The organism is Methanobrevibacter sp. (assembly GCF_045114555.1).
Lineage (GTDB): Archaea > Methanobacteriota > Methanobacteria > Methanobacteriales > Methanobacteriaceae > Methanobrevibacter.
Genome location: NZ_JBGUKT010000013.1, coordinates 51720 through 69990, shown reverse-complemented (window position 1 = coordinate 69990; position 18271 = coordinate 51720). Strand labels below are relative to the sequence as shown.

The window sequence follows — 18271 nt, the reverse complement described above, 5'->3', positions numbered from 1 at the left end:
TTTTATGTTATAAATAATGTTTTAAAAATTTTCTAATAGAAATAAGTATTTTGCTGCATGACCAACCATATGCCTAGCTGATTTCATGAGCGGTCATTTGTGCAGTTGCATATGCAACTGCCTGTTTGGCTGCTTGTTTCTTTGATCATTTGAATAGATGCAAAAATAGTCTGATAAAAAGTGTGGTGCGTATATACTGGTTGCATAAAAAAAGAAAAAGTATCAAATGTCCTCATATTGAATATATAAAAAATTAAAAAAAGTAATAATAAATTCTAAAAAATTTAGTTAGCAATTATCCTACAAAAGATCATTAATAATACTATACAAATAGCACAAGGTAACAAAAATGCGAATGTATAAGCTAATCCCCCTGTCATAAATATCACTCTACATATCATTTAATGCTTTACAAAAAACACTTGCAACAAGTACGACAAATATGAACATACCAAAGCCCATAGCCATAGATGCATTTAAATGACTATTTCCAACTACGATAGAGATAATAAACATCACAAATAATACTAAACCTAAAACTACACATATTTCTCCGGTATCACTCAATTTTTCCACCACCTTAAATCAGATTTAAATTATTAACCTGTAATTAAATTTAGTGAATCAATATATTTAAAAATATCTATTTACTTTTATTCCCGCTATGTTGTTAGGTTATAAAGTATGTTCAGTAAAATTTATAGGGCATTTAATAATCTAGAAGTTAAAAATGTAAAAAAAATAGTGGTTACATTTCGTAACCACATTTTCTACAACATTGATTATATAACGCTTTCCAGTTAGAGTTTGTTGTCCAACTGTCTTGTATGTCATTTTTACGAGCTTTTACCCTCCAATACTCTTTGCGATGCCCATAAATTCCGGGAGTGTCACGCACAACTGGTCTGGACACACAAAGATCTTTTAATACAGTATTTTCATAGATCTCATCGACTCTGGCTTGATGCTCTGGAATTGTTAGGTCAAACCAATGAACCACTTCATGGGTAATGGCACGGCCCCTATCAAAATCGGAGGACTTCCATTGATTTGCAGTTCTATCATATGAAGATTTGCTTTCACTTTGGATTCTCCTAGAAGCTCTTCTTTCCTGATCTTTAGAAACACGTTTCCATTCCTCAATGAAGTTGGTCACATCATTTCTGTTGTTAGAATATTTTCTAACATACTCTGTACAGCTTTGATATCCATAATAAGGGAGTACATCGTGTTTGTTAGGTCTGACTCCATTACGGGCAGCAATTTTCCTTATATTTGTTTCTCCATAAATGGAAATTCCTTTGACTCCATTGTCCAAATCATAATTCCTACTATTTAATTGTGGGTATGCTTTTTTGCCATGTTGTTCGGCCACAGCTCCTACACCCTTCCAAAAGCTTACACTCACTGCTAAGCCTAATAAGCTCATCAATACCATTTTTATTACCTCCTAATCTTCAAAACATTCTTCAATACTTTTTGCTTCTTTGGATACATCTATTGTAATGCTTGCAAAATTAATATCTACAACATTAAAGCCATTCTTAATAAAATTGCCTTTAAGTTCCTCTTGATAACTGCCATAGTATCCAAACTCAGCAGTGCACATTATATCATCAACATATACTTCAGAGTAGTTGGATGCGTATCCGTTCTCTTGAAGCTTACGCAAGATGCTTTTGACTTGTTTTACTTTGTCTTGATCTACAGTTCTTGGCATATTCAATCACCTCTTTGGGATCCATTGAAAATTGGATTTCTTGGTTTTAATTCATATTTTTCAATTTGATTAAAGATTTCAACAGCATTTTTACGGCCAAATCTTGCATGAATGGTCATGATAACATAACCATCAGGCAAAACGATCTGGTATTCAGAATAGTATTCATGAAATATAAGCACATATTTGTCGTTTCTTTTTATCTCATGCATTTTCGGATTTCCATTGAACATAATAAATTCACCTCATAACATGATCTTAATTACTTCCTGTGTATCGCCTTCCTTGACTTCCTTGATTTTTCCTGTAACTTTAAAAAGTCTTACAGTATCGCCATATTCATCGTAGGCAAGTCCTTCGCAGTAAATGCTGCCGATCTTTTTACCATTTTTATAGATTTCTACACCATCAAAACTCATATCTAATGACATGTTTTTCACCTCAAAATGAAATAGGGTAAGATTAGAATCTTACCATACAAATTCACCTAACTTTTCATAGAATGCTCTGCGTGCATCACGGCTTTTAGCCAATGCATCAGTATCTCTCTTCTCAAGTGGAGTTGCCGGGTTGTCGATCCACTTTTTGATACGTTCGGCCCGGTTGCGGAATTCCTCCTGACTGTCATCATATAGGGCATTCTTTTTTAGGCTGTGATGCCAGACCAAGTCAATCATGTCCTCGCCGGGAGTCCATTTGAGAGGGTCATCATCCCAAGCGATGTAATCAGGTCCGAATATGGTATTCCACATTATTGTTGCCTTAAGGTCATAAAGGTCCCAACCGGTCATGCACACCTTATGCATATGACCGATTCCTGCAACAAGTGCTGGTAATGGGATGTCGTGAACAAACATGGATGCCAATTTGTAATCTTCAGGCTCTTCATCAGTCGCTTCATGATGATGCCAGCAATCTTTTTCATACTCGTCGCTATAGCAAACAAGCTCAGATACTGCATATTCATTCAATGCTTCAAATGGAGAATTCATAAATTCTTGAACACGTTTATACTTGTCATCACGTGTGAATTTAAGAATCTGACCATCTTTACCAATGAAATGGACTCTATGGTTCTTTTTGTCTTCATCGCTGCTGATTAACACCATTACAGTATTATCAGGTACATGGATTTTACTTACTTCAATTTTCATTGTAAAAATACCTCCAAAGAATTTAATATTTAACTACAGAATGATCATGCAAAGCATAACCATTTTCTTTTAAATAGTCAAGGGCATCGGCTATTTGATTAGTTGGAATCATAATAGCCATGTCTTCGCCTATAACCTGTACAAAATAATCATCTTTAATCATTTTAAGTGCATAATTGCCGGTGAAATCAAATTTAAAACATACACAATCAATTTCATCACTACCCGGAATTAATTGCTTCCATTGTGAATAATAACCATACATTTTCTACCTCCTAGTTAGTGGTGATGTACATGTAATCATAATTAATTTAAATTGAATGGTGCAGGCCAAAGGAATTAGGACTTTGACTCGAGCAAATCACATAATTTCATTTCATCTATGATTTCCTGAGCTGTCCTGATCAATTTAGACCCATGACCTTTTATCTCATCAGGCGCATTACTTCCTGCCCATCCACGAATGTATGCACCAGACTCTTCATTCTTGATTCCAAGTACAGAACTGATCATGAAACTAACTGCCTCGGCATCTAATTCCTTAACAGACTTTGTCAATTGATCCCTATCAGAGCCGAAATGCAATTTGTAATGGGTCAACTCATGGAAGAATACACAGACCTTTTGAGGGTCTGAAATGTGTTTGCTGATCCAGATTTTCTTTCCATCGGTGTATCCTCTGGTGATTTCCTTATTGGACATTATAACTTCAATGTTGGTTCTTTCAATAATATCTTGGAATGTGATGTTCCCCTCATATTTGACATAATCAGGTTCGAACTTTTCCCCATCGGTCATTGACAAATCATAGACAGGCACTCTTTTGAACCATACTTTACTCTCAATGGTTCCATCTTCTTGTTCTTCCTCGTAAAAGATTGGAGCAAGAATATACAATGCTTTAGATCCTTTTTTAACATATCGGTTGATTTTATTCCATCTTTTATATGGTGCTAACAGCTCTGTAGTTTCTCCTGTCCTCATATATAACTGGAAGTCTGCTAAAAGAATATTATTGATGCTGTAATTGTGGAATTCGCCTTGCACCATCTTTTGTGTGTGTTTTCTCATTATTTCGTCCATTTTATCTGTATCAAGTATAAAACTATCACAGAGCTCTTTTTGCTTCTCACGAAGCTCTTGTACACTAATTGTAGCCATACATAAAACCTCACAAATATTTTTCTTAATAAAAAAATGAGCAGTTTAAATGACATGCTCAGGTCAAGAAAGAAAATAAAATTTTACATAACGCCGTTATATCCGCATTTGATAAAAAAATGCAGAAACCAAACCATCAATTTAATTGCTTAGAGCTTGCCAGATTTGGCAAAGTGCCTAATCAGATAGCGTATTTCTGCATCTTCCATTTCAATAAATGAAGTGTCTATCTCTTCAATAGGTTCATCAACATCTCCATCTACATCTACTTCATCCTGTTCAATTAAATCAGGAATTTTAGTGGTATACATACCATTGTCATATTTCACAGTCAAGATCATTCACCTCTTAATCTGCAGTGACCTTTAGAAAGATCATTCGCATCTAAACTTTCAACACCATTATACATGCATTTAAAACCATCTACAAAGTGATAAATATCCTCTCCAAATGGGGAAGTGCTTCTCCAAGTAACCACTTTGATTGGCTCATCATCTATTAACATTTCACATTCAAAACATTTACACATCTTAAATCACCTCTTTCATAATTCGCCACCATCAAGATTGAAGTTAATAGTGGCTTCAGGATAAGGACAATCCTCTTCACTAGCAAACATGATTAACTCTGCTTCATATCCTCTGGATTTAATGAAATCTTTAATTTGTCTACATTCGTTGAAGAAGGCAAATTCGTTTTGTCGTTTGGCATTATTACCAAATGTAATGCTGCCTTTACCATCTTCGACCCAAAGTGTCAAATCCAACCAGTCAAGTGGCTTGTACCTCTTTTGTATCTCAAATTCCAGTTCTACAAACTTTTCAATTGATTCCTTTTCGTTCATTCTTAACCTCCTGTTTTTTGAACTTAACATACTCCGCTAAGTCATCAAAATAATCCTCTTTGGGAAACATTAGCGCATCTTCGTTTAGATATAGAAAATGCCATACTATTGAATCAAATGTCAATATGTCTAAGTCCTCGAAGTCATCTACAGCTTCTTTCAAGCATTGCAAATCAAACGCATAAGCCACTTCTTTGGCTTTTTGTATGATTGCTTGGTCGTTTGTGCGGGCAATTACCTGTGTAGCTTCCAAAATATCCATTTTTATCACCTAAAAAATTAGTAATATAGTTTTACAACATTTCGGTTGTCAACAGTCCAAAATACAATTAATGAATGAAAATATCTGCACCTGCTATCTCAAAGTCTAAGTTGAATACTTCATATGCAGATCTGATAAAGAAGTAATCATCTTCAATAAAATCTTCATAATCCAATTCTCGGACAATTTCTTTAGTTAATGGAACATATAGCCACCCATTATCAAAATCAGAGCCTGCAATTTCCAACAATTGACTTAATAAAGAAACAGACAAATGATAAACATCTTCACGAATCAGATTTATCAACAGATTAAAGTCATCCTGTACAGATATTCCTGCAAATGAAATTTTAAAATACATAAAATCACCTTAAACAAGCTAATTTGATATTAATAGGCAAAACAGTTTCTATTAATTCAAAATTCAATTCACAGCCTATGCAAATCAAATAAAAATTGACTTTAGTTTGATACAAGAAATACAACGCTTCACCTAATGAAATTAAATCATTGATAAAAGTTTGGGGAATAGTTTCCAATACTTTATCAATAACCACTACAATCTCACCATCTTTGGTCTTATAACCTCTAAATCCACCTGCATTAATTTCTTCGTCAAAAACATATTCTGTCTTGAAGAAATCATTCACTCTTATGTTATCTTGTGTAATATCCAACATACTATCACCAAAAAAGTAATCTTTAGTATTTTAAAGAGGGTTCCGCCTCATTTCAACTGCTAATACAAATATGATTCAAGTTCCGCCCAAATGTCATCAAAGGGGATATGTGGAAATTCCGCATTAGCCAAATCTCTGCATGCATCATAGAATTCGGTACCCATTACATTCGGATCATCAACATGTTCACATTCTCTCCAGATGTAGTAAGCTACATCCTGTACATTGCTTGTGTCTAAATTGTCTAATTCATGTTCATTCATTATAAATCACCAACAAAAACTATTTAGCTGACTGTCTGGAATAATAATCGAACACTCTTGTAGTTCTTTGAGCAACAATCAATTCGTTCTGTAGCCTTACAACCTCATTGGAAAGCTCATTATGCAATGTTATGCTGCTCTCAATTAGACTTCTCAAGTGCTGTTCCAATAGATAATCATCACCAACATCATCCAATGCACAAATCATCTCATGAATGCTTTCCTTTAAGTTTGCAACATGTAACTGCATAGCCTCAATTGATTCTATGGACACTTCTTTTACAGCCTTTGGAATAGCCTTCAAGAAAGATTTGGATTTGTATACCTTGACAACAATCCAACCGTAATCATCCATGAAGTCAATGATCATATCATTGTTGTAAACGCCATCGACAATGTCTGAATCAAATCTCCGATTAATAACTGATCCACATTGGACACCATCAGGATTGAACACAGCAATGTTGTTCTCATAATCTGACTCTTTTAAGAGCCTTAATTCCACCACATCTCCCTCTTTGAGGGTACCACCATAGTGCATCTGTCCGACGCACACTGTTACAATTTCTTTTTCAAACATATTTTCACCTTTTGACTAATTCAGTTGTTTAAAATGAACTAAAGACCAATCTAAGCGAAATTAGGACTCAGTTCACTTTGAACACTACTAAACGATCCAGGTATATTTTGTAAGTTAGTTTTGACAGTACTGTCCTACAGACAAATTTGGAAAAAATTTTTTCTTTATAAGTGTTAGAATTCAGAAGCAATATTATGTATTCAGAAGAAAATGGGTGCGTTGACACCCAATTATGCAATCTTCATACTGAAGATCAAAACAAAATGAGAAAAGTAAGTGTCCAATTGACACCTAAGACCGAAGAAATGCTAAAAGAAATAAAGGATATAACCCAGATGCCAATATCCAGCATCTTAAGGTATTCTGTAACAATATTCTATAGGCAATTAATGGAGGAAAGAATATGAAATATCATATAAAAGGCAGCCCTCTCTTAACATATGTCAATAAGCAGGTGAGAGGATTTCAATATGTGAATCAGCCGATATTCGGCTTAAGTGTACTTAGTGGGTGTGAATGCAGTTGTTACTTGGAGATTAATGTAAATAAAGATTTGATGACTTATGATGATGTATTAATAATTCAAAATCAGATAAATGAATTGGATATCCATGACCCTAAAAATCATGATCTCGTTCATTTTATTAGTGAAATATATGGATTTCATGGATTTGATTTGGAGAAATTTGCCAATGAGGAGGGTGTGGTCGTAGGGATAAATATGGCAGAGATAGAGGATTATGTGAATTCGTTAGTGGAGCTTGAGTTGGAGATTGAACTTGAAGAATATGATTTCACTTATAAGATCACAAATATAAAAGAAGGAAACTATGATTTAAAAGATACACTTTCAGATTTAATGATTATGTAAAAAAGGTGGTAATATGCTATGGGATAAAAACAAGACAAATAAAAATAAAGTGAAAACTTTTAATGTTAGGTTGAATTCAGATTTGCAGGAAAAAATAGAATTTTTGCAGGAGCGTAAAGGATTGAATAAGTCTAATATCATAAGGCTTGCCATTTGCGATCTCTACAATACCGAAATAGCAAAGTTAAAATGAAAAAATGGTATTATGGGGTGTTAAAATGGTAAAGAATTACACAATATGTGTACGAATGGACTATATGGACTATTTCTTCTTAGACCAGTTAGAAGCTTACCTGTTAACTAAAAACAGGTCTGATACCATAAGGCAATTGATTCGTTACAAGATAAAAGAGTATAATAAAATAGAGCGTGGTGAAAGAAAATATGACTGAAGCAAGTAAAAATAAATCTATATTCAAGCAAAAGCATGATGATTTCTTGATAAAGACAGGAAAGACCAAGACATATCTTAGGGTCAATTATGAGGGTAATATTGTAGAGAAATATGTATTAAAGGAAACTGACGGCTCAAAGGAGATTGTAAGCAAACAAACAATATTCAATATAGCCCCAATTGAAATATGCGAATCTTACAATATCCTTAACCCTGATGCCAAGCCGAAAACTTCCATTAGCTTTAAGCGTAATGGTTCACCTAATATTCAGACTGTTACATCTGACAGCATAAAACAGATCATTGCTTCATTGGAAAACAGAAGTGGTATTGTACCGAGAAAGCAAGAGGCTAATGATGCCCTCAATATGATTGTTTACGGATTCCAAAAATTAGGCAAGCTAAAGACAGTAGAGGAGATACCTGTTGCAGGGGTATTCATCAATCCAAAGACGGGGAAATTGGTCAGATCGGATGGTGAAAAAGAGATAAAGATAGTTAAGCCACCTAAAGAGTTGGTGCAAATTGCATTCAAAGTATGGCAGGATCTACATGAAGTATACTCAGGTGATAAGAAAAAATTAAGCCATATCTTAAGATATGGTCTTTTATTGCCCTTCAGCTACATATTCAAGACAGAATATGGATGGATGCCATTCTTATTTTTGTATGGTGCTGCAAAGACAAGCAAAACCACATTAGCTGAGATTAGCCTTTCCCCATATGTCTTAGTTGATGATGATTACTCAATTGGTGGTGGGGCTTTTGATTCAGCATACAGGATTGGTCATGCTTTAGAGAAGCAAGCTTATGGCTTGATAGTGAATGAACCTGGAACTATGCTTCAATGCAACGACTGTATTGAAATAATAAAAAGAGGAACTGAATCAGCAATATGCAGGGAAAAATGGGAAAACAATGAGCATATCAAGATTCCCGCTTACTGCAACCTAATATTCACTTCAAACAAGCATTTGCCTACACAGGATTCACTTGTACGTCGAGGATGCATACTGGAATTTACATCCGACGAACGTGCAACCGACGAGGATGTAAAAAAGTTCAATGAGAAGTTCAATTATACCAACAAATATAATAGCAGATTCAATGATCTAAGACCAATCGGCGATTATATCATATGGTACATCTCTCAAAATTTAGATTTATTGTCTAAAGATAAAAAATATATCTGCGATGAGCTGTTGGATAATTTATTGGATTATGCTGATGAAAATAAGGCTGATTGGAAGTGGATCTATGAAGAAGCTGACCTAATGGACTTGCAAGAAGCAGATGATGACATCAAGAACATCTTCATCAAAACATTAAGCGAAGACTATAAGAGATTGACTCCAAGTGAAATGTATCAGGAAGTCAAATGTGAAGATGATGAAAAGGACAATCTTCTTGACAATTGGATTAAGATACTGCTTAAGCGTCTGGTTATTTATGCAGAATTCCATGAAACACCCAACGGTGAATTTATCTTCATTAACGCACGCATAAAAGACATAGTAAAAGAAAGGACAGGACAAACAATAAGTTGCAAAAGCTTTGCATCAATATTAGGTTGCAAATACACAAACTACACCTATAAAAAGAAAACCAAGAAAGGTTTCAGGATACCCACAGATAAATTCATTGATCTGTTCTACTGATTACCTTTATGGTATAGAATTACTTTGAAAATACATTTGTCAAGTAATTAAAAAAACAAGTCCTTAATGTTCTATTCGTCCAAATATTGATTTTATATCAGTATAATATTAATAATTACAAAAATACCATAATATTCATATCCTTATAATAAAACAGCATAGGACTATTATATCCTATTAGTGTTTGCATATGATGTCAGGTAATTTAGTAATTATGTGGGTAAATAGTGATTTGATGGTTTAATTGGTTAAATGGGAGTCTGTATGGTCTATAAAAAAATACTATTGCTATGTATCATTAGTGAATAGTAAAGTAATTAATCGAATTTAGGTGAAAAAATGACTTTAAAAGTTATTACAAATGAACAATATCAAGAGTCATTGCAGATATTAGGACTTGGTAACATTAATGCTATATAAGTTTAGATGTTCGATCTTTGTATTACACTCACATCATCATATCCATTAAGAGATAGGGTTTAAAATGCCCTATCTGTCCTAAAAATACTGGATTAAGCTTCATTCATTTTAGTTACAAATTTACCTCAGGCACTCTTTTTTTATTTTTGTTTTAACAAGTTATTCACCAGAATGATATTTGCATTAAAATGATAATAAATCTATTTTTATCAAATTTTCTATATTTGCACATTAGTGGTTTACTTAAATCTTTCTTACTTCAGTACCACAGTTTGGGCAAAAGTTCTCACCATTCAAAGGTTGACCACAGTTACCGCAGAAAGAAGGAGTATTGCTGCTATCATTATTTGGAACTTGAACACTTTGTGGTGTTTTTTGTGTATTCATTTTTTCAAGTATCTGTGCATACAATTCATCTACTTTTCCAGTTGCACCTCTTAATTTCTTCGGTATTATTTGGTATTTGTCAGTTATTGTTTTTATCTCAATAGCAGTACCTTTATTGTTTAATTTCTGAATATCCTTATAGAAAATGGTGATCTCTTTTCCACCACCTTTAATATAGATAAAAGTATCTTCTAAAGTAATTAATATAGGGTGCATTCCCAATTTCCATTCGTGGTTTCTGCCTATTTCTCCAGCTTCTTTCATTTTGTTTAAAAAACCCATTATATCACCTCTAATCATTATTTTTATGTTTAATTGTATTTAAAATTACTTTACTTAACTGAAATGAGTATTAATATCAAATTATTTATACTTTGTACTAAATATCTAATTATAATTAGTAATAGGTTATACTGAAAAAACAGTTAAGGTGATGGTGTGGACACAGAAGCATTGTATAATATAATGAAATATGCTTTCATAATTGATTATATGTTAGAGAATAATTTAGTTTTATTTATAGATGAATATAAAGTTAAACTCATTCAAAATCTACTAAAAGTCGATGACAATTACGCTTATGTAATTAATTTAGAAGGCGAAGAATTACATAAAGAAGTGCAAAAAATACTAAAAATATTCTTTGAAAATGTAATAATAAATGAATAATTGGGGATATGTTTCATGGCACTTACTCAAAAGGAAATGCGGCAAAGAGCATCAAAGTTTATAGATGATTATAAAGATGTATCAGATGAAAAGAGCTATTATCAGATGTTTTGGAGAGATTTCTTTGACATCTTCGGCATCAATTGGAAAGATGTTGCGGTCTTTGAATTGGCTGTCAAGAAGTTTGGTGGAAGCCAAGGCTTTATTGATTGCTTTTGGAAGGGCAAGCTTATCGTGGAACACAAGTCTCGTGGTAAAAGCCTGACTGCTGCATTCGACCAAGCTATTGGTTATCTTGATACTTTATCCGCCGCAGAGAAGCCTCGCTATGTCATTGTGTCAGATTTTGAAAGAATCAGAGTCTATGACCTTTTTACAAGAAAGCATAATGAAATCAAACTTATCCAACTTGAAGATAATATTAAACTATTTTCCTTTATTTACGAAGATCAAGTGCAACATCATGAAGAGCAAGAAGAGCTTAATATAGAAGCCGCAGAATTAATGGGGCAACTTCACGATTACCTAAAAAATGATGGCTATACTGGCAAAGACCTTGAACTATTCCTTATCAGATTGCTATTTATCGTGTATGCAGAAGACACAGGAATCTTTGAAGAAAACCAATTCAAAAACTACATATCCAATGAAGATGACCCATCTACAGTTGGCTTAAAGATACAAATGCTCTTTAGGGTATTGAACCAACCAGAAGATGAAAGACAGCAAAGTCTCCCAGAAGAATTAAAAAGTTTCCCATATGTAAATGGTAAACTATTTGAGACACAGATTATTCCACCTAACTTTGATAATAAAATGTATTATGCTCTCAAGGACATCTGTAGGTTTAACTGGAGCGGAATCACTCCATCTATTTTTGGTTCAATGTTTCAAGCAATCATGAACCCAAAGACAAGAAGAAACCTTGGAGCTCACTATACCAGCGAAGCCAACATATTAAAGATTGTCAACTCATTATTTATGAACAAGCTTTGGGAGGAGTTCTATGAAGCAAAAGGTAGCCAATGGAAACTTGAGGCATTGCAAGATAAAATAAGTAAACTTGAGTTCCTTGATCCAGCAAGTGGTTCTGCAAACTTTTTAATCATATCTTACAGAGAATTAAGATTGCTTGAATATGAAATTTTGTCATTGCTTTTGGATGAAGACAAGAAGCAAGTAAGGTTTGAAGCAAGGCGTTTATCCAAGATTAAATTAGGCAATTTCCATGGTTTTGAGATTGAAGAATTGCCCTCTTTGGTATCCAAAGTGTCAATGTATCTTGTAGAGCATCAGATGGATTTAATGTATGAATCATTAGATATCCATAAAAACAATTTGCCATTGCCTAAATCTGCAGACATACACAATGTTAATGCCTTAAGAATTGATTGGAAAGATATAGTAGAGCCTTCAGATAATCTTTACATTCTTGGTAACCCTCCATTTGTAGGCTCAAGTTTACAGACAGATGAGCAGAAAGCAGATATGGCAACTGTGTTTTCAGATTTTAAAAGTTACAAGAACCTTGATTATGTTACTGCTTGGTATAAAAAAGCTTTAGACTTTATGCAAGGTACAACAATTGAATGTGCATTTGTATCTACAAACAGTATCTGCCAAGGTCAACAAGTGCCATTATTATGGAAGCAGTTACATGAAAAATACGATTTCCACATCAACTTTGCCCATCAGTCATTTAAATGGTCAAATGAGGCAAAGAATAATGCAGGTGTTTATGTAGTAATTGTTGGATTTAGTGCTATTGAAAGAGAAAATAAGACTATTTATGTTTATGAAACCCCAACATCCATACCTTATTCATTAAAAGCAAAAAATATTAATAGTTATCTTGTTGATTTTGAAAATGTGATAATTGAACAGAAATCTAATCCTCCGATATGTGATGTGCCTATTATGGTAAAAGGCAGTCAACCTACCGATGATGGAAATCTATTATTATCTGTTGAAGAAAAAAATGAATTACTTATTAAAGAACCTAATGCAGAGAAATGGATTCGTCCATTAGCAAGTGCAAAAGAATTTTTAAATGGAAAGGAGAGATATTGCCTATGGTTGAAAGACATATCTCCTTCAGAATTAAGTTGTTTACCAGAGGTTTGTAAAAGGGTGGAAAATGTAAGGGAGTTTCGTTTAAAAAGTAAATCTAAAGGTACAAGGGATTATGCAGAATTTCCAACACTATTTACACAAGATAAACAACCAAACAATGATTATATAGTAGTTCCATTAACCACTTCAGAAAAAAGAGAATATGTTCCTATATGCTTTTTTGATAAAAATATTATTGTAAATAATTCTGTAGGTGTTATTGACTGTGATGATAAATATATTTTTGGTATAATCACCTCTAAAATGCATATGACTTGGATGAGGTATGTTGCTGGTAGATTAGAATCAAGATACAGATATGCTAATACAATTGTTTATAATACTTATCCATTTCCCAAAAATGTATCTGAACAACAAAAAGAGAGTGTGATAAAAAAAGCACAAGAAATACTTAATGTTCGTGACAATTACCCTAATGAGTCATTAGCTAATCTGTATGATTCATTATTGATGCCACCGCAACTTAAAAAAGCACATCAATCATTGGATAAGGTGGTCGATAAGATTTATCGTTCCAAGAAATTCAAAGATGACAATGATAGAATGAAGTTCTTATTCCAGCTTTACTTGGAATACACTTCAGACTAAAACTGGTCTAAGAATGTCTTTATAAACTCGTTTGTTGGTATTGGTTCGTTCTCTTCGCAGTATTTTTCATATGCTTTGATTATGTCATTGACTTCTCGTAGCTCAAGATCTATGCCGTGAATTTTTTCAAATTCTGCATGTATTTTGCCCATCAGTTCGATATGTGTCATGTAGACCTTGTGGAGTATCATATTCATCACCTTAAATTAAATTGTTGGTCGATTAAATCATATCATTAAATGGTGATTGCATTTTAATCAACCATTTCTTCATTTATCCATTAGTTCTTTTTTTATTGATTGTTTTTACATTCATTCATCTACATTGCTTTGGAAAAATTTCTCGATGTCTTCCTTTACTAAGTCTTCATTGATCTCTTCAAGCAGGTAATCGTTCACATTATCATAAAAATTGCGAGAGATGTCATCTGCCATTTTTGCTAATCTTGATTCTGAAAATTCTTTAGTAAGAAGCTTTGCTCCATGTTCCTCTTCCCATTGCTTATGTTTTTCCCAAGCTAATCTTTCTTCTTCAGTTAAGTAGTTTTCAGCCAATAAATCATACAATAGGTCAGTATATCTTAATATTTTTGTCATGTTAAAGCTTCTTTCATTATGGTATCTGAAACTTTCTTGTACTAATGTTGGTTCATCTTCCATCTTGAATAATGCCTTGATTATTAAAGGCTCAAATTCCTCAAAGAGTTCAGGGTTCTTATGTTCTTCTTTTATTAAGTTATAAGTTATATCCATCAATGCAACTCGTTCGCTGCCTTTTAGTTCTTGAATCTTCATGTCAATCCATTGAGGATTATCCGTATTGTTATAATGATAATCAATTAAATTTTTGATACCTATCATCTGAGCTGCATCTATTGGTTCGCTATTAATTGGTATACTCGCTGGGTTAGTGTTTTGCAAATGTGGCAACTGGCTTTCCACATTAGCCAACCTATTTTCCATGGTTTCAAATGAACTTGTTGCTTTTGCAAGTTCTGCCTTGAGTTCAGCAATTTCGGCATCTTTTTGCTGTTGCAATTCTGCTTGCTTTTGTATTTGCTCGTTCAATTTGATTTTTTCTTTAGCCCATTCTGACCTTTCATCTGCCCATTCTGCTCTTAACTCATCAGATTTGGAATCGAATATTGCATCTTCATCAACTTCAAACAATGATAATTCGTATATGGCTTTATTATAAATTTTTTCAACATCCTCTTTGGTAATGTTCACATAAGAGGGATCATTTGGCATTGGTGGTGCATGTCCTTCCATCATAGCAGAATGACTTAAGTTTGTTGCATGTCGGCGAATAGTGGTAATAAAATATCTTCTTAGTTGGTGTCCGTGGAATACTGGTATATCTTCAATGTATTTCTCTCTATCTTCTTCTCCAATTTCTCCATTACTTATTTTGTCTTCTATTTGTGTTATGTAATGTTCCCTGAGCTTTTTGTTCTTTTTATTGGCTGCTTGAGTGATACTGTTTGGTTTTCTGTGTCCTAAATAGTTATATGTTCTTGAACCGAACAATGCAGCGTCTTTGCTGATTTTAAGATTTTTGTCATGTTTTTTATTGTGTTTGGGAAGATAGTCATTTTTAATCTTTCGAAGGGATTGTAGGATATAGTTGCTGCTTTCTCTGTTGTTAAAAGTCATGCATTTTATTCTATCTTTTATTGTTTTTTGTGGCATAAAGTCCCAGAATCCTATCATGTCTTGTGGTGCATTGTCAATGAAGTCATTCACATCCACATAATTATGATAGCCCATTTTTGCAGTTGCTTCCATGAAATCTCTAATTTTCAAGTTAACGCAATCAGATTCTCTCATTCCTGTTGACATCATGAAGCTCCAAAGTGCGGTTTGTTCCAATGTTGAATCATTAACGATGTATTCGATGTCTTTTTTACTTAAAGGTTTCCAGTCTTTACTATCATCTTCGTTCTTCTTTTCATAATCTGGTAACTTTAAATCATATTTTTCGAAAAAGGATTTAAGTAATGCGACTTTTAGATTGATGGTCTTGCCTCTATTTTTTTCCCTTTCGGTCTCGTAAGGAGCTTTGTTGATTTCAATATAATTTAGGAAGTTGTTAAAATACTTTTTTGTATGTGTGTCGATGTCATTAGGTGAGAATGGGATTATTGCTCCATCAACAACTCTGTCTCTCTGTTCCTCCTTGCAGTTTTTATAAATTTCATATAAAGGCATCACATTAGCATTGCATAAATCATTTAAAGTCTTTTTATATGATGTTTTTGTACTCTCTGTCTTATCTTCTTTGAGTCTCATGAAGTCTTGATAGATTATGTCATCTTCAATATTATAATTATCCAAAAAATTTTCAAAATTTTCTCTATCCATAAAATTCGTCCTCCTGCGAATATAATTTTCTTCTTGCTGTTATATAAATGTTTTCTATTAACCATTCCTTCAGAAAAATTATTTATTGAGTTAACTATTTGTTAACATTGATTTTTTTCAAATCTTTAACTTTTTACTGGGGTTATCGATTTGATTGGGGTGTTTTGAGTAGTGAGGTTTAAATTTTGTTGATTTTTCTGTTTGATTTTTTGTTGATTTTTCGTATTAATTTTATAATTTTTAAAATCATGGTTTATATAAACTTAAAGGTATTTTAGTTTATCAATGATTTGATAGTTAGTTATATAAATGGTGATAATATGGATTATTTCTCAGTTGTTGGAGATGAGTTAAAGTTTTTAAACAATTCTGATATTAGAATAAAAGTCCTGATAGACTTATTGGACGGTCCCTTGAAAATAAGGGATATAAATAAACGGTCTTTATTAAGTTACAGTTCAATTTCAAGCAATATTCATAAATTATGTGCTGAAGGGTATGTTGAAAAAATTCATAACAGCTTCCAGCTAACAAATTTAGGGTTGATTTATACAACTATATTGATGGATTTTAGAGATGTTATTGCTACAATAAGCAATAATGCGGATTTTTGGCTGGATCATGACATAAGTTCATTATCCCTTGAAGATTTAAATAAGCTATCCTCTTTGGAAGGCTCTGAATTGATAAGATGCAATTCAATGGATATCTACAAGACACATAAGGAGTTTAAACGATTATTTAAAAATTCAAAAAATTTGAAGGTCATATTTCCCTATCTTCACCCTGAATATCCTAAATTGATAAGAAGATTAATCTTAAAAGGAATCAAGGTGGAATTGGTAGTTTCTAGGGACATATTGGATAGTTTCATAAGAGACATTGGGAATGATGTTGTTAAGAAAGGCATTTATGATGGCAATTTTTCCATAAAATATTTGGATGAGGATATTAAGATTGCCCTAGCCATTTCCAATGAATTCATTACAGTGGGATTGTTTAAGTTGGATGGGACTTATGATCAAAACAGATTATTGTTATCCAATAGGAAAAAGGCAATTGATTGGGGATTAAGCATTTTTGATTCCTATGCTCAATGTGCTTTGCCTTTGACCTTGAATTAATTTTATTTTAAATTTAGGTGGTTTAATGTTTAATGAAGAAGATTCACCAAATAAGTATGTTGATTTTTTAACTGTTCGATTTTTATTGGCTTCTAAGATGAGGCCTTTGCTATTGTTGTTATTATCTGATAAGGAGTATGATTTAAATGATTTTAGAGAAGAATTGAATAAGCCTTCAGCTTCAATATTGCACGGATTAAAGGAATTGGAACGGATTAATTTAATCAAGAAGAATTTTAAAAAGTATTCCCTATCCTCTAAAGGGGTTTTATGTTCTGCAAGTTTGAAAAAACTTTTTAAGGATTTGTATATTTTTGAAATCAATAGGGATTTTTGGCTTAATCATTCTATAGAATCCATTCCTATAGAGTCATTTAAAAATACCTATCTTTTGAAGGATTCTGTTTTTGTCGAGTCTGATGAGCATAACCTTTCAAAATCCTTTACCCAATACCTTGAACTCTTAAGCAATTGTGGAAATATGGAAATACTTCTCCCCATATTCCTTGAGGAACATTTGGAGATAATACTGGAAAATCTTGAAAATGGGGATAATTTGATTTTAATAACAAATGAGGAAGTATTGTCATCTTTAAAGAAATCCAAATATTATGATGACTTGATTGATTTTTCAAAAAAGAGCCAGCTTATAATCAGAAAAGTTGATTATGACTTAAAGATATTCTTAACAATCTGTGATGATTTCATGTCTTTAAGTCTGTTTTTTAAGGATGGGCTTTTTGACAATTCCTGCTTTATTCTAAATGAACATTCTGATGGGATAAAGTGGGCCAGAATATTGTTTAAGAAGTTTTCTGAAAAGTCAATCAGGGCACTTTAAGGTTTTCATTTATAAAAAAAGGATGTTAAATCTTATTTGGTATTTTTTAAAGTTAGAAAAAGTTAAAAAAAGTATTAGGAGTTTTAAATAAGTATAAAAAAGTATTTGGCTTTTTAAAAATTTAAATAAGTATTAAAAAGTATAAATATATTTTAAAAA

General features: G+C 32.8%; 29 protein-coding genes. 9 read left to right on the top strand and 20 right to left on the bottom strand.

Features of this window, described 5'->3' with window-relative positions; translation table 11 throughout:
* Nucleotides 1–83 precede the first annotated feature (83 nt).
* From ACJMLB_RS02430 to ACJMLB_RS02350, 17 genes are all read right to left on the bottom strand, one after another.
* Nucleotides 84–206 (bottom strand): hypothetical protein, encoded by a 123-nt coding sequence (locus tag ACJMLB_RS02430; RefSeq protein ID WP_405323353.1) that lies wholly within the window; start codon nt 204–206, stop codon nt 84–86.
* Nucleotides 207–390: 184 nt separating this feature from the next.
* Nucleotides 391–516: a hypothetical protein gene (locus tag ACJMLB_RS02425; RefSeq protein WP_405323351.1), complete on the bottom strand. Its 126-nt coding sequence runs from the start codon at nt 514–516 to the stop codon at nt 391–393.
* 232 nt (nt 517–748) lie between these two features.
* Complete coding sequence (locus tag ACJMLB_RS02420) at nt 749–1438, bottom strand: hypothetical protein (protein WP_405323348.1); 690 nt, start codon at nt 1436–1438, stop codon at nt 749–751.
* Between the two features lie 12 nt (nt 1439–1450).
* On the bottom strand, nt 1451–1720 hold the full coding sequence (locus tag ACJMLB_RS02415) for a hypothetical protein (protein WP_405323346.1): 270 nt from the start codon (nt 1718–1720) through the stop codon (nt 1451–1453).
* A 2-nt stretch (nt 1721–1722) separates the two neighbouring features.
* Nucleotides 1723–1953 (bottom strand): hypothetical protein, encoded by a 231-nt coding sequence (locus tag ACJMLB_RS02410; RefSeq protein WP_405323344.1) that lies wholly within the window; start codon nt 1951–1953, stop codon nt 1723–1725.
* A 12-nt stretch (nt 1954–1965) separates the two neighbouring features.
* Entirely contained in the window at nt 1966–2151 is a 186-nt protein-coding gene (locus ACJMLB_RS02405; protein ID WP_405323342.1) for a hypothetical protein, read from the bottom strand.
* A gap of 39 nt (nt 2152–2190) precedes the next feature.
* Nucleotides 2191–2874: a hypothetical protein gene (locus ACJMLB_RS02400; protein ID WP_405323340.1), complete on the bottom strand. Its 684-nt coding sequence runs from the start codon at nt 2872–2874 to the stop codon at nt 2191–2193.
* A gap of 22 nt (nt 2875–2896) precedes the next feature.
* Nucleotides 2897–3139 (bottom strand): hypothetical protein, encoded by a 243-nt coding sequence (locus ACJMLB_RS02395; RefSeq protein WP_405323338.1) that lies wholly within the window; start codon nt 3137–3139, stop codon nt 2897–2899.
* A 74-nt stretch (nt 3140–3213) separates the two neighbouring features.
* Nucleotides 3214–4035: an ArdC-like ssDNA-binding domain-containing protein gene (locus ACJMLB_RS02390; RefSeq protein WP_405323336.1), complete on the bottom strand. Its 822-nt coding sequence runs from the start codon at nt 4033–4035 to the stop codon at nt 3214–3216.
* A gap of 149 nt (nt 4036–4184) precedes the next feature.
* Entirely contained in the window at nt 4185–4370 is a 186-nt protein-coding gene (locus ACJMLB_RS02385; protein WP_405323334.1) for a hypothetical protein, read from the bottom strand.
* Nucleotides 4371–4372: 2 nt separating this feature from the next.
* Nucleotides 4373–4564, bottom strand: a complete 192-nt coding sequence (locus ACJMLB_RS02380; protein ID WP_405323332.1) for a hypothetical protein — start codon at nt 4562–4564, stop codon at nt 4373–4375.
* A gap of 15 nt (nt 4565–4579) precedes the next feature.
* The gene (locus ACJMLB_RS02375) at nt 4580–4879 is read right to left on the bottom strand and encodes a hypothetical protein (RefSeq protein WP_405323329.1); all 300 of its coding nucleotides are present in this window, start codon (nt 4877–4879) and stop codon (nt 4580–4582) included.
* Nucleotides 4857–5150, bottom strand: a complete 294-nt coding sequence (locus ACJMLB_RS02370; RefSeq protein ID WP_405323327.1) for a hypothetical protein — start codon at nt 5148–5150, stop codon at nt 4857–4859. Before ACJMLB_RS02370 ends, ACJMLB_RS02375 begins: the two co-directional genes overlap by 23 nt.
* A 58-nt stretch (nt 5151–5208) precedes the next feature.
* The gene (locus ACJMLB_RS02365) at nt 5209–5502 is read right to left on the bottom strand and encodes a hypothetical protein (RefSeq protein ID WP_405323325.1); all 294 of its coding nucleotides are present in this window, start codon (nt 5500–5502) and stop codon (nt 5209–5211) included.
* Nucleotides 5503–5506: 4 nt separating this feature from the next.
* Nucleotides 5507–5821, bottom strand: a complete 315-nt coding sequence (locus ACJMLB_RS02360) for a hypothetical protein (protein ID WP_405323323.1) — start codon at nt 5819–5821, stop codon at nt 5507–5509.
* Nucleotides 5822–5880: 59 nt separating this feature from the next.
* A complete protein-coding gene (locus tag ACJMLB_RS02355; RefSeq protein ID WP_405323321.1) occupies nt 5881–6084 on the bottom strand; it encodes a hypothetical protein in 204 nt (67 codons plus the stop codon).
* A gap of 19 nt (nt 6085–6103) precedes the next feature.
* Nucleotides 6104–6664 carry a hypothetical protein gene (locus tag ACJMLB_RS02350; RefSeq protein ID WP_405323319.1) on the bottom strand — a complete coding sequence of 187 codons (561 nt, stop codon included), beginning with the start codon at nt 6662–6664 and terminating at the stop codon, nt 6104–6106.
* A gap of 194 nt (nt 6665–6858) precedes the next feature.
* Here ACJMLB_RS02350 and ACJMLB_RS02345 point away from each other — a divergent pair, with 194 nt between their 5' ends.
* The 5 genes from ACJMLB_RS02345 to ACJMLB_RS02325 are packed head-to-tail and all read left to right on the top strand — an operon-like array spanning nt 6859 to nt 9587.
* Nucleotides 6859–7071, top strand: a complete 213-nt coding sequence (locus tag ACJMLB_RS02345; protein WP_405323317.1) for a hypothetical protein — start codon at nt 6859–6861, stop codon at nt 7069–7071.
* Nucleotides 7068–7535, top strand: coding sequence for a hypothetical protein (locus tag ACJMLB_RS02340; RefSeq protein ID WP_405323316.1), 468 nt, complete (start codon nt 7068–7070; stop codon nt 7533–7535). Before ACJMLB_RS02345 ends, ACJMLB_RS02340 begins: the two co-directional genes overlap by 4 nt.
* Nucleotides 7536–7548: 13 nt before the next feature.
* Nucleotides 7549–7728, top strand: a complete 180-nt coding sequence (locus ACJMLB_RS02335) for a hypothetical protein (protein WP_405323314.1) — start codon at nt 7549–7551, stop codon at nt 7726–7728.
* A 25-nt stretch (nt 7729–7753) separates the two neighbouring features.
* Nucleotides 7754–7927, top strand: coding sequence for a hypothetical protein (locus ACJMLB_RS02330; RefSeq protein WP_405323312.1), 174 nt, complete (start codon nt 7754–7756; stop codon nt 7925–7927).
* Nucleotides 7920–9587, top strand: coding sequence for a hypothetical protein (locus ACJMLB_RS02325; RefSeq protein WP_405323310.1), 1668 nt, complete (start codon nt 7920–7922; stop codon nt 9585–9587). The genes ACJMLB_RS02330 and ACJMLB_RS02325 overlap by 8 nt, the downstream gene beginning before the upstream one ends.
* A 663-nt stretch (nt 9588–10250) precedes the next feature.
* Here the strand turns inward: ACJMLB_RS02325 and ACJMLB_RS02320 are convergent.
* Nucleotides 10251–10676, bottom strand: a complete 426-nt coding sequence (locus ACJMLB_RS02320) for a hypothetical protein (RefSeq protein ID WP_405323308.1) — start codon at nt 10674–10676, stop codon at nt 10251–10253.
* A gap of 156 nt (nt 10677–10832) precedes the next feature.
* Between ACJMLB_RS02320 and ACJMLB_RS02315 the strand changes: the two genes are divergently transcribed.
* Both ACJMLB_RS02315 and ACJMLB_RS02310 read left to right on the top strand, forming a co-directional pair.
* Entirely contained in the window at nt 10833–11063 is a 231-nt protein-coding gene (locus ACJMLB_RS02315; RefSeq protein WP_405323307.1) for a hypothetical protein, read from the top strand.
* Nucleotides 11064–11078: 15 nt separating this feature from the next.
* Nucleotides 11079–13784, top strand: a complete 2706-nt coding sequence (locus ACJMLB_RS02310) for a class I SAM-dependent DNA methyltransferase (RefSeq protein ID WP_405323305.1) — start codon at nt 11079–11081, stop codon at nt 13782–13784.
* Here the strand turns inward: ACJMLB_RS02310 and ACJMLB_RS02305 are convergent.
* Both ACJMLB_RS02305 and ACJMLB_RS02300 read right to left on the bottom strand, forming a co-directional pair.
* Nucleotides 13781–13975 (bottom strand): hypothetical protein, encoded by a 195-nt coding sequence (locus ACJMLB_RS02305; protein WP_405323303.1) that lies wholly within the window; start codon nt 13973–13975, stop codon nt 13781–13783. The genes ACJMLB_RS02310 and ACJMLB_RS02305 overlap by 4 nt on opposite strands.
* A 120-nt stretch (nt 13976–14095) precedes the next feature.
* Nucleotides 14096–16147, bottom strand: a complete 2052-nt coding sequence (locus ACJMLB_RS02300) for a hypothetical protein (protein ID WP_405323301.1) — start codon at nt 16145–16147, stop codon at nt 14096–14098.
* A gap of 320 nt (nt 16148–16467) precedes the next feature.
* Here ACJMLB_RS02300 and ACJMLB_RS02295 point away from each other — a divergent pair, with 320 nt between their 5' ends.
* Both ACJMLB_RS02295 and ACJMLB_RS02290 read left to right on the top strand, forming a co-directional pair.
* Entirely contained in the window at nt 16468–17271 is an 804-nt protein-coding gene (locus ACJMLB_RS02295; protein ID WP_405323299.1) for a helix-turn-helix transcriptional regulator, read from the top strand.
* A gap of 25 nt (nt 17272–17296) precedes the next feature.
* Nucleotides 17297–18112 carry a helix-turn-helix transcriptional regulator gene (locus ACJMLB_RS02290; protein ID WP_405323297.1) on the top strand — a complete coding sequence of 272 codons (816 nt, stop codon included), beginning with the start codon at nt 17297–17299 and terminating at the stop codon, nt 18110–18112.
* Nucleotides 18113–18271: the final 159 nt, after the last annotated feature.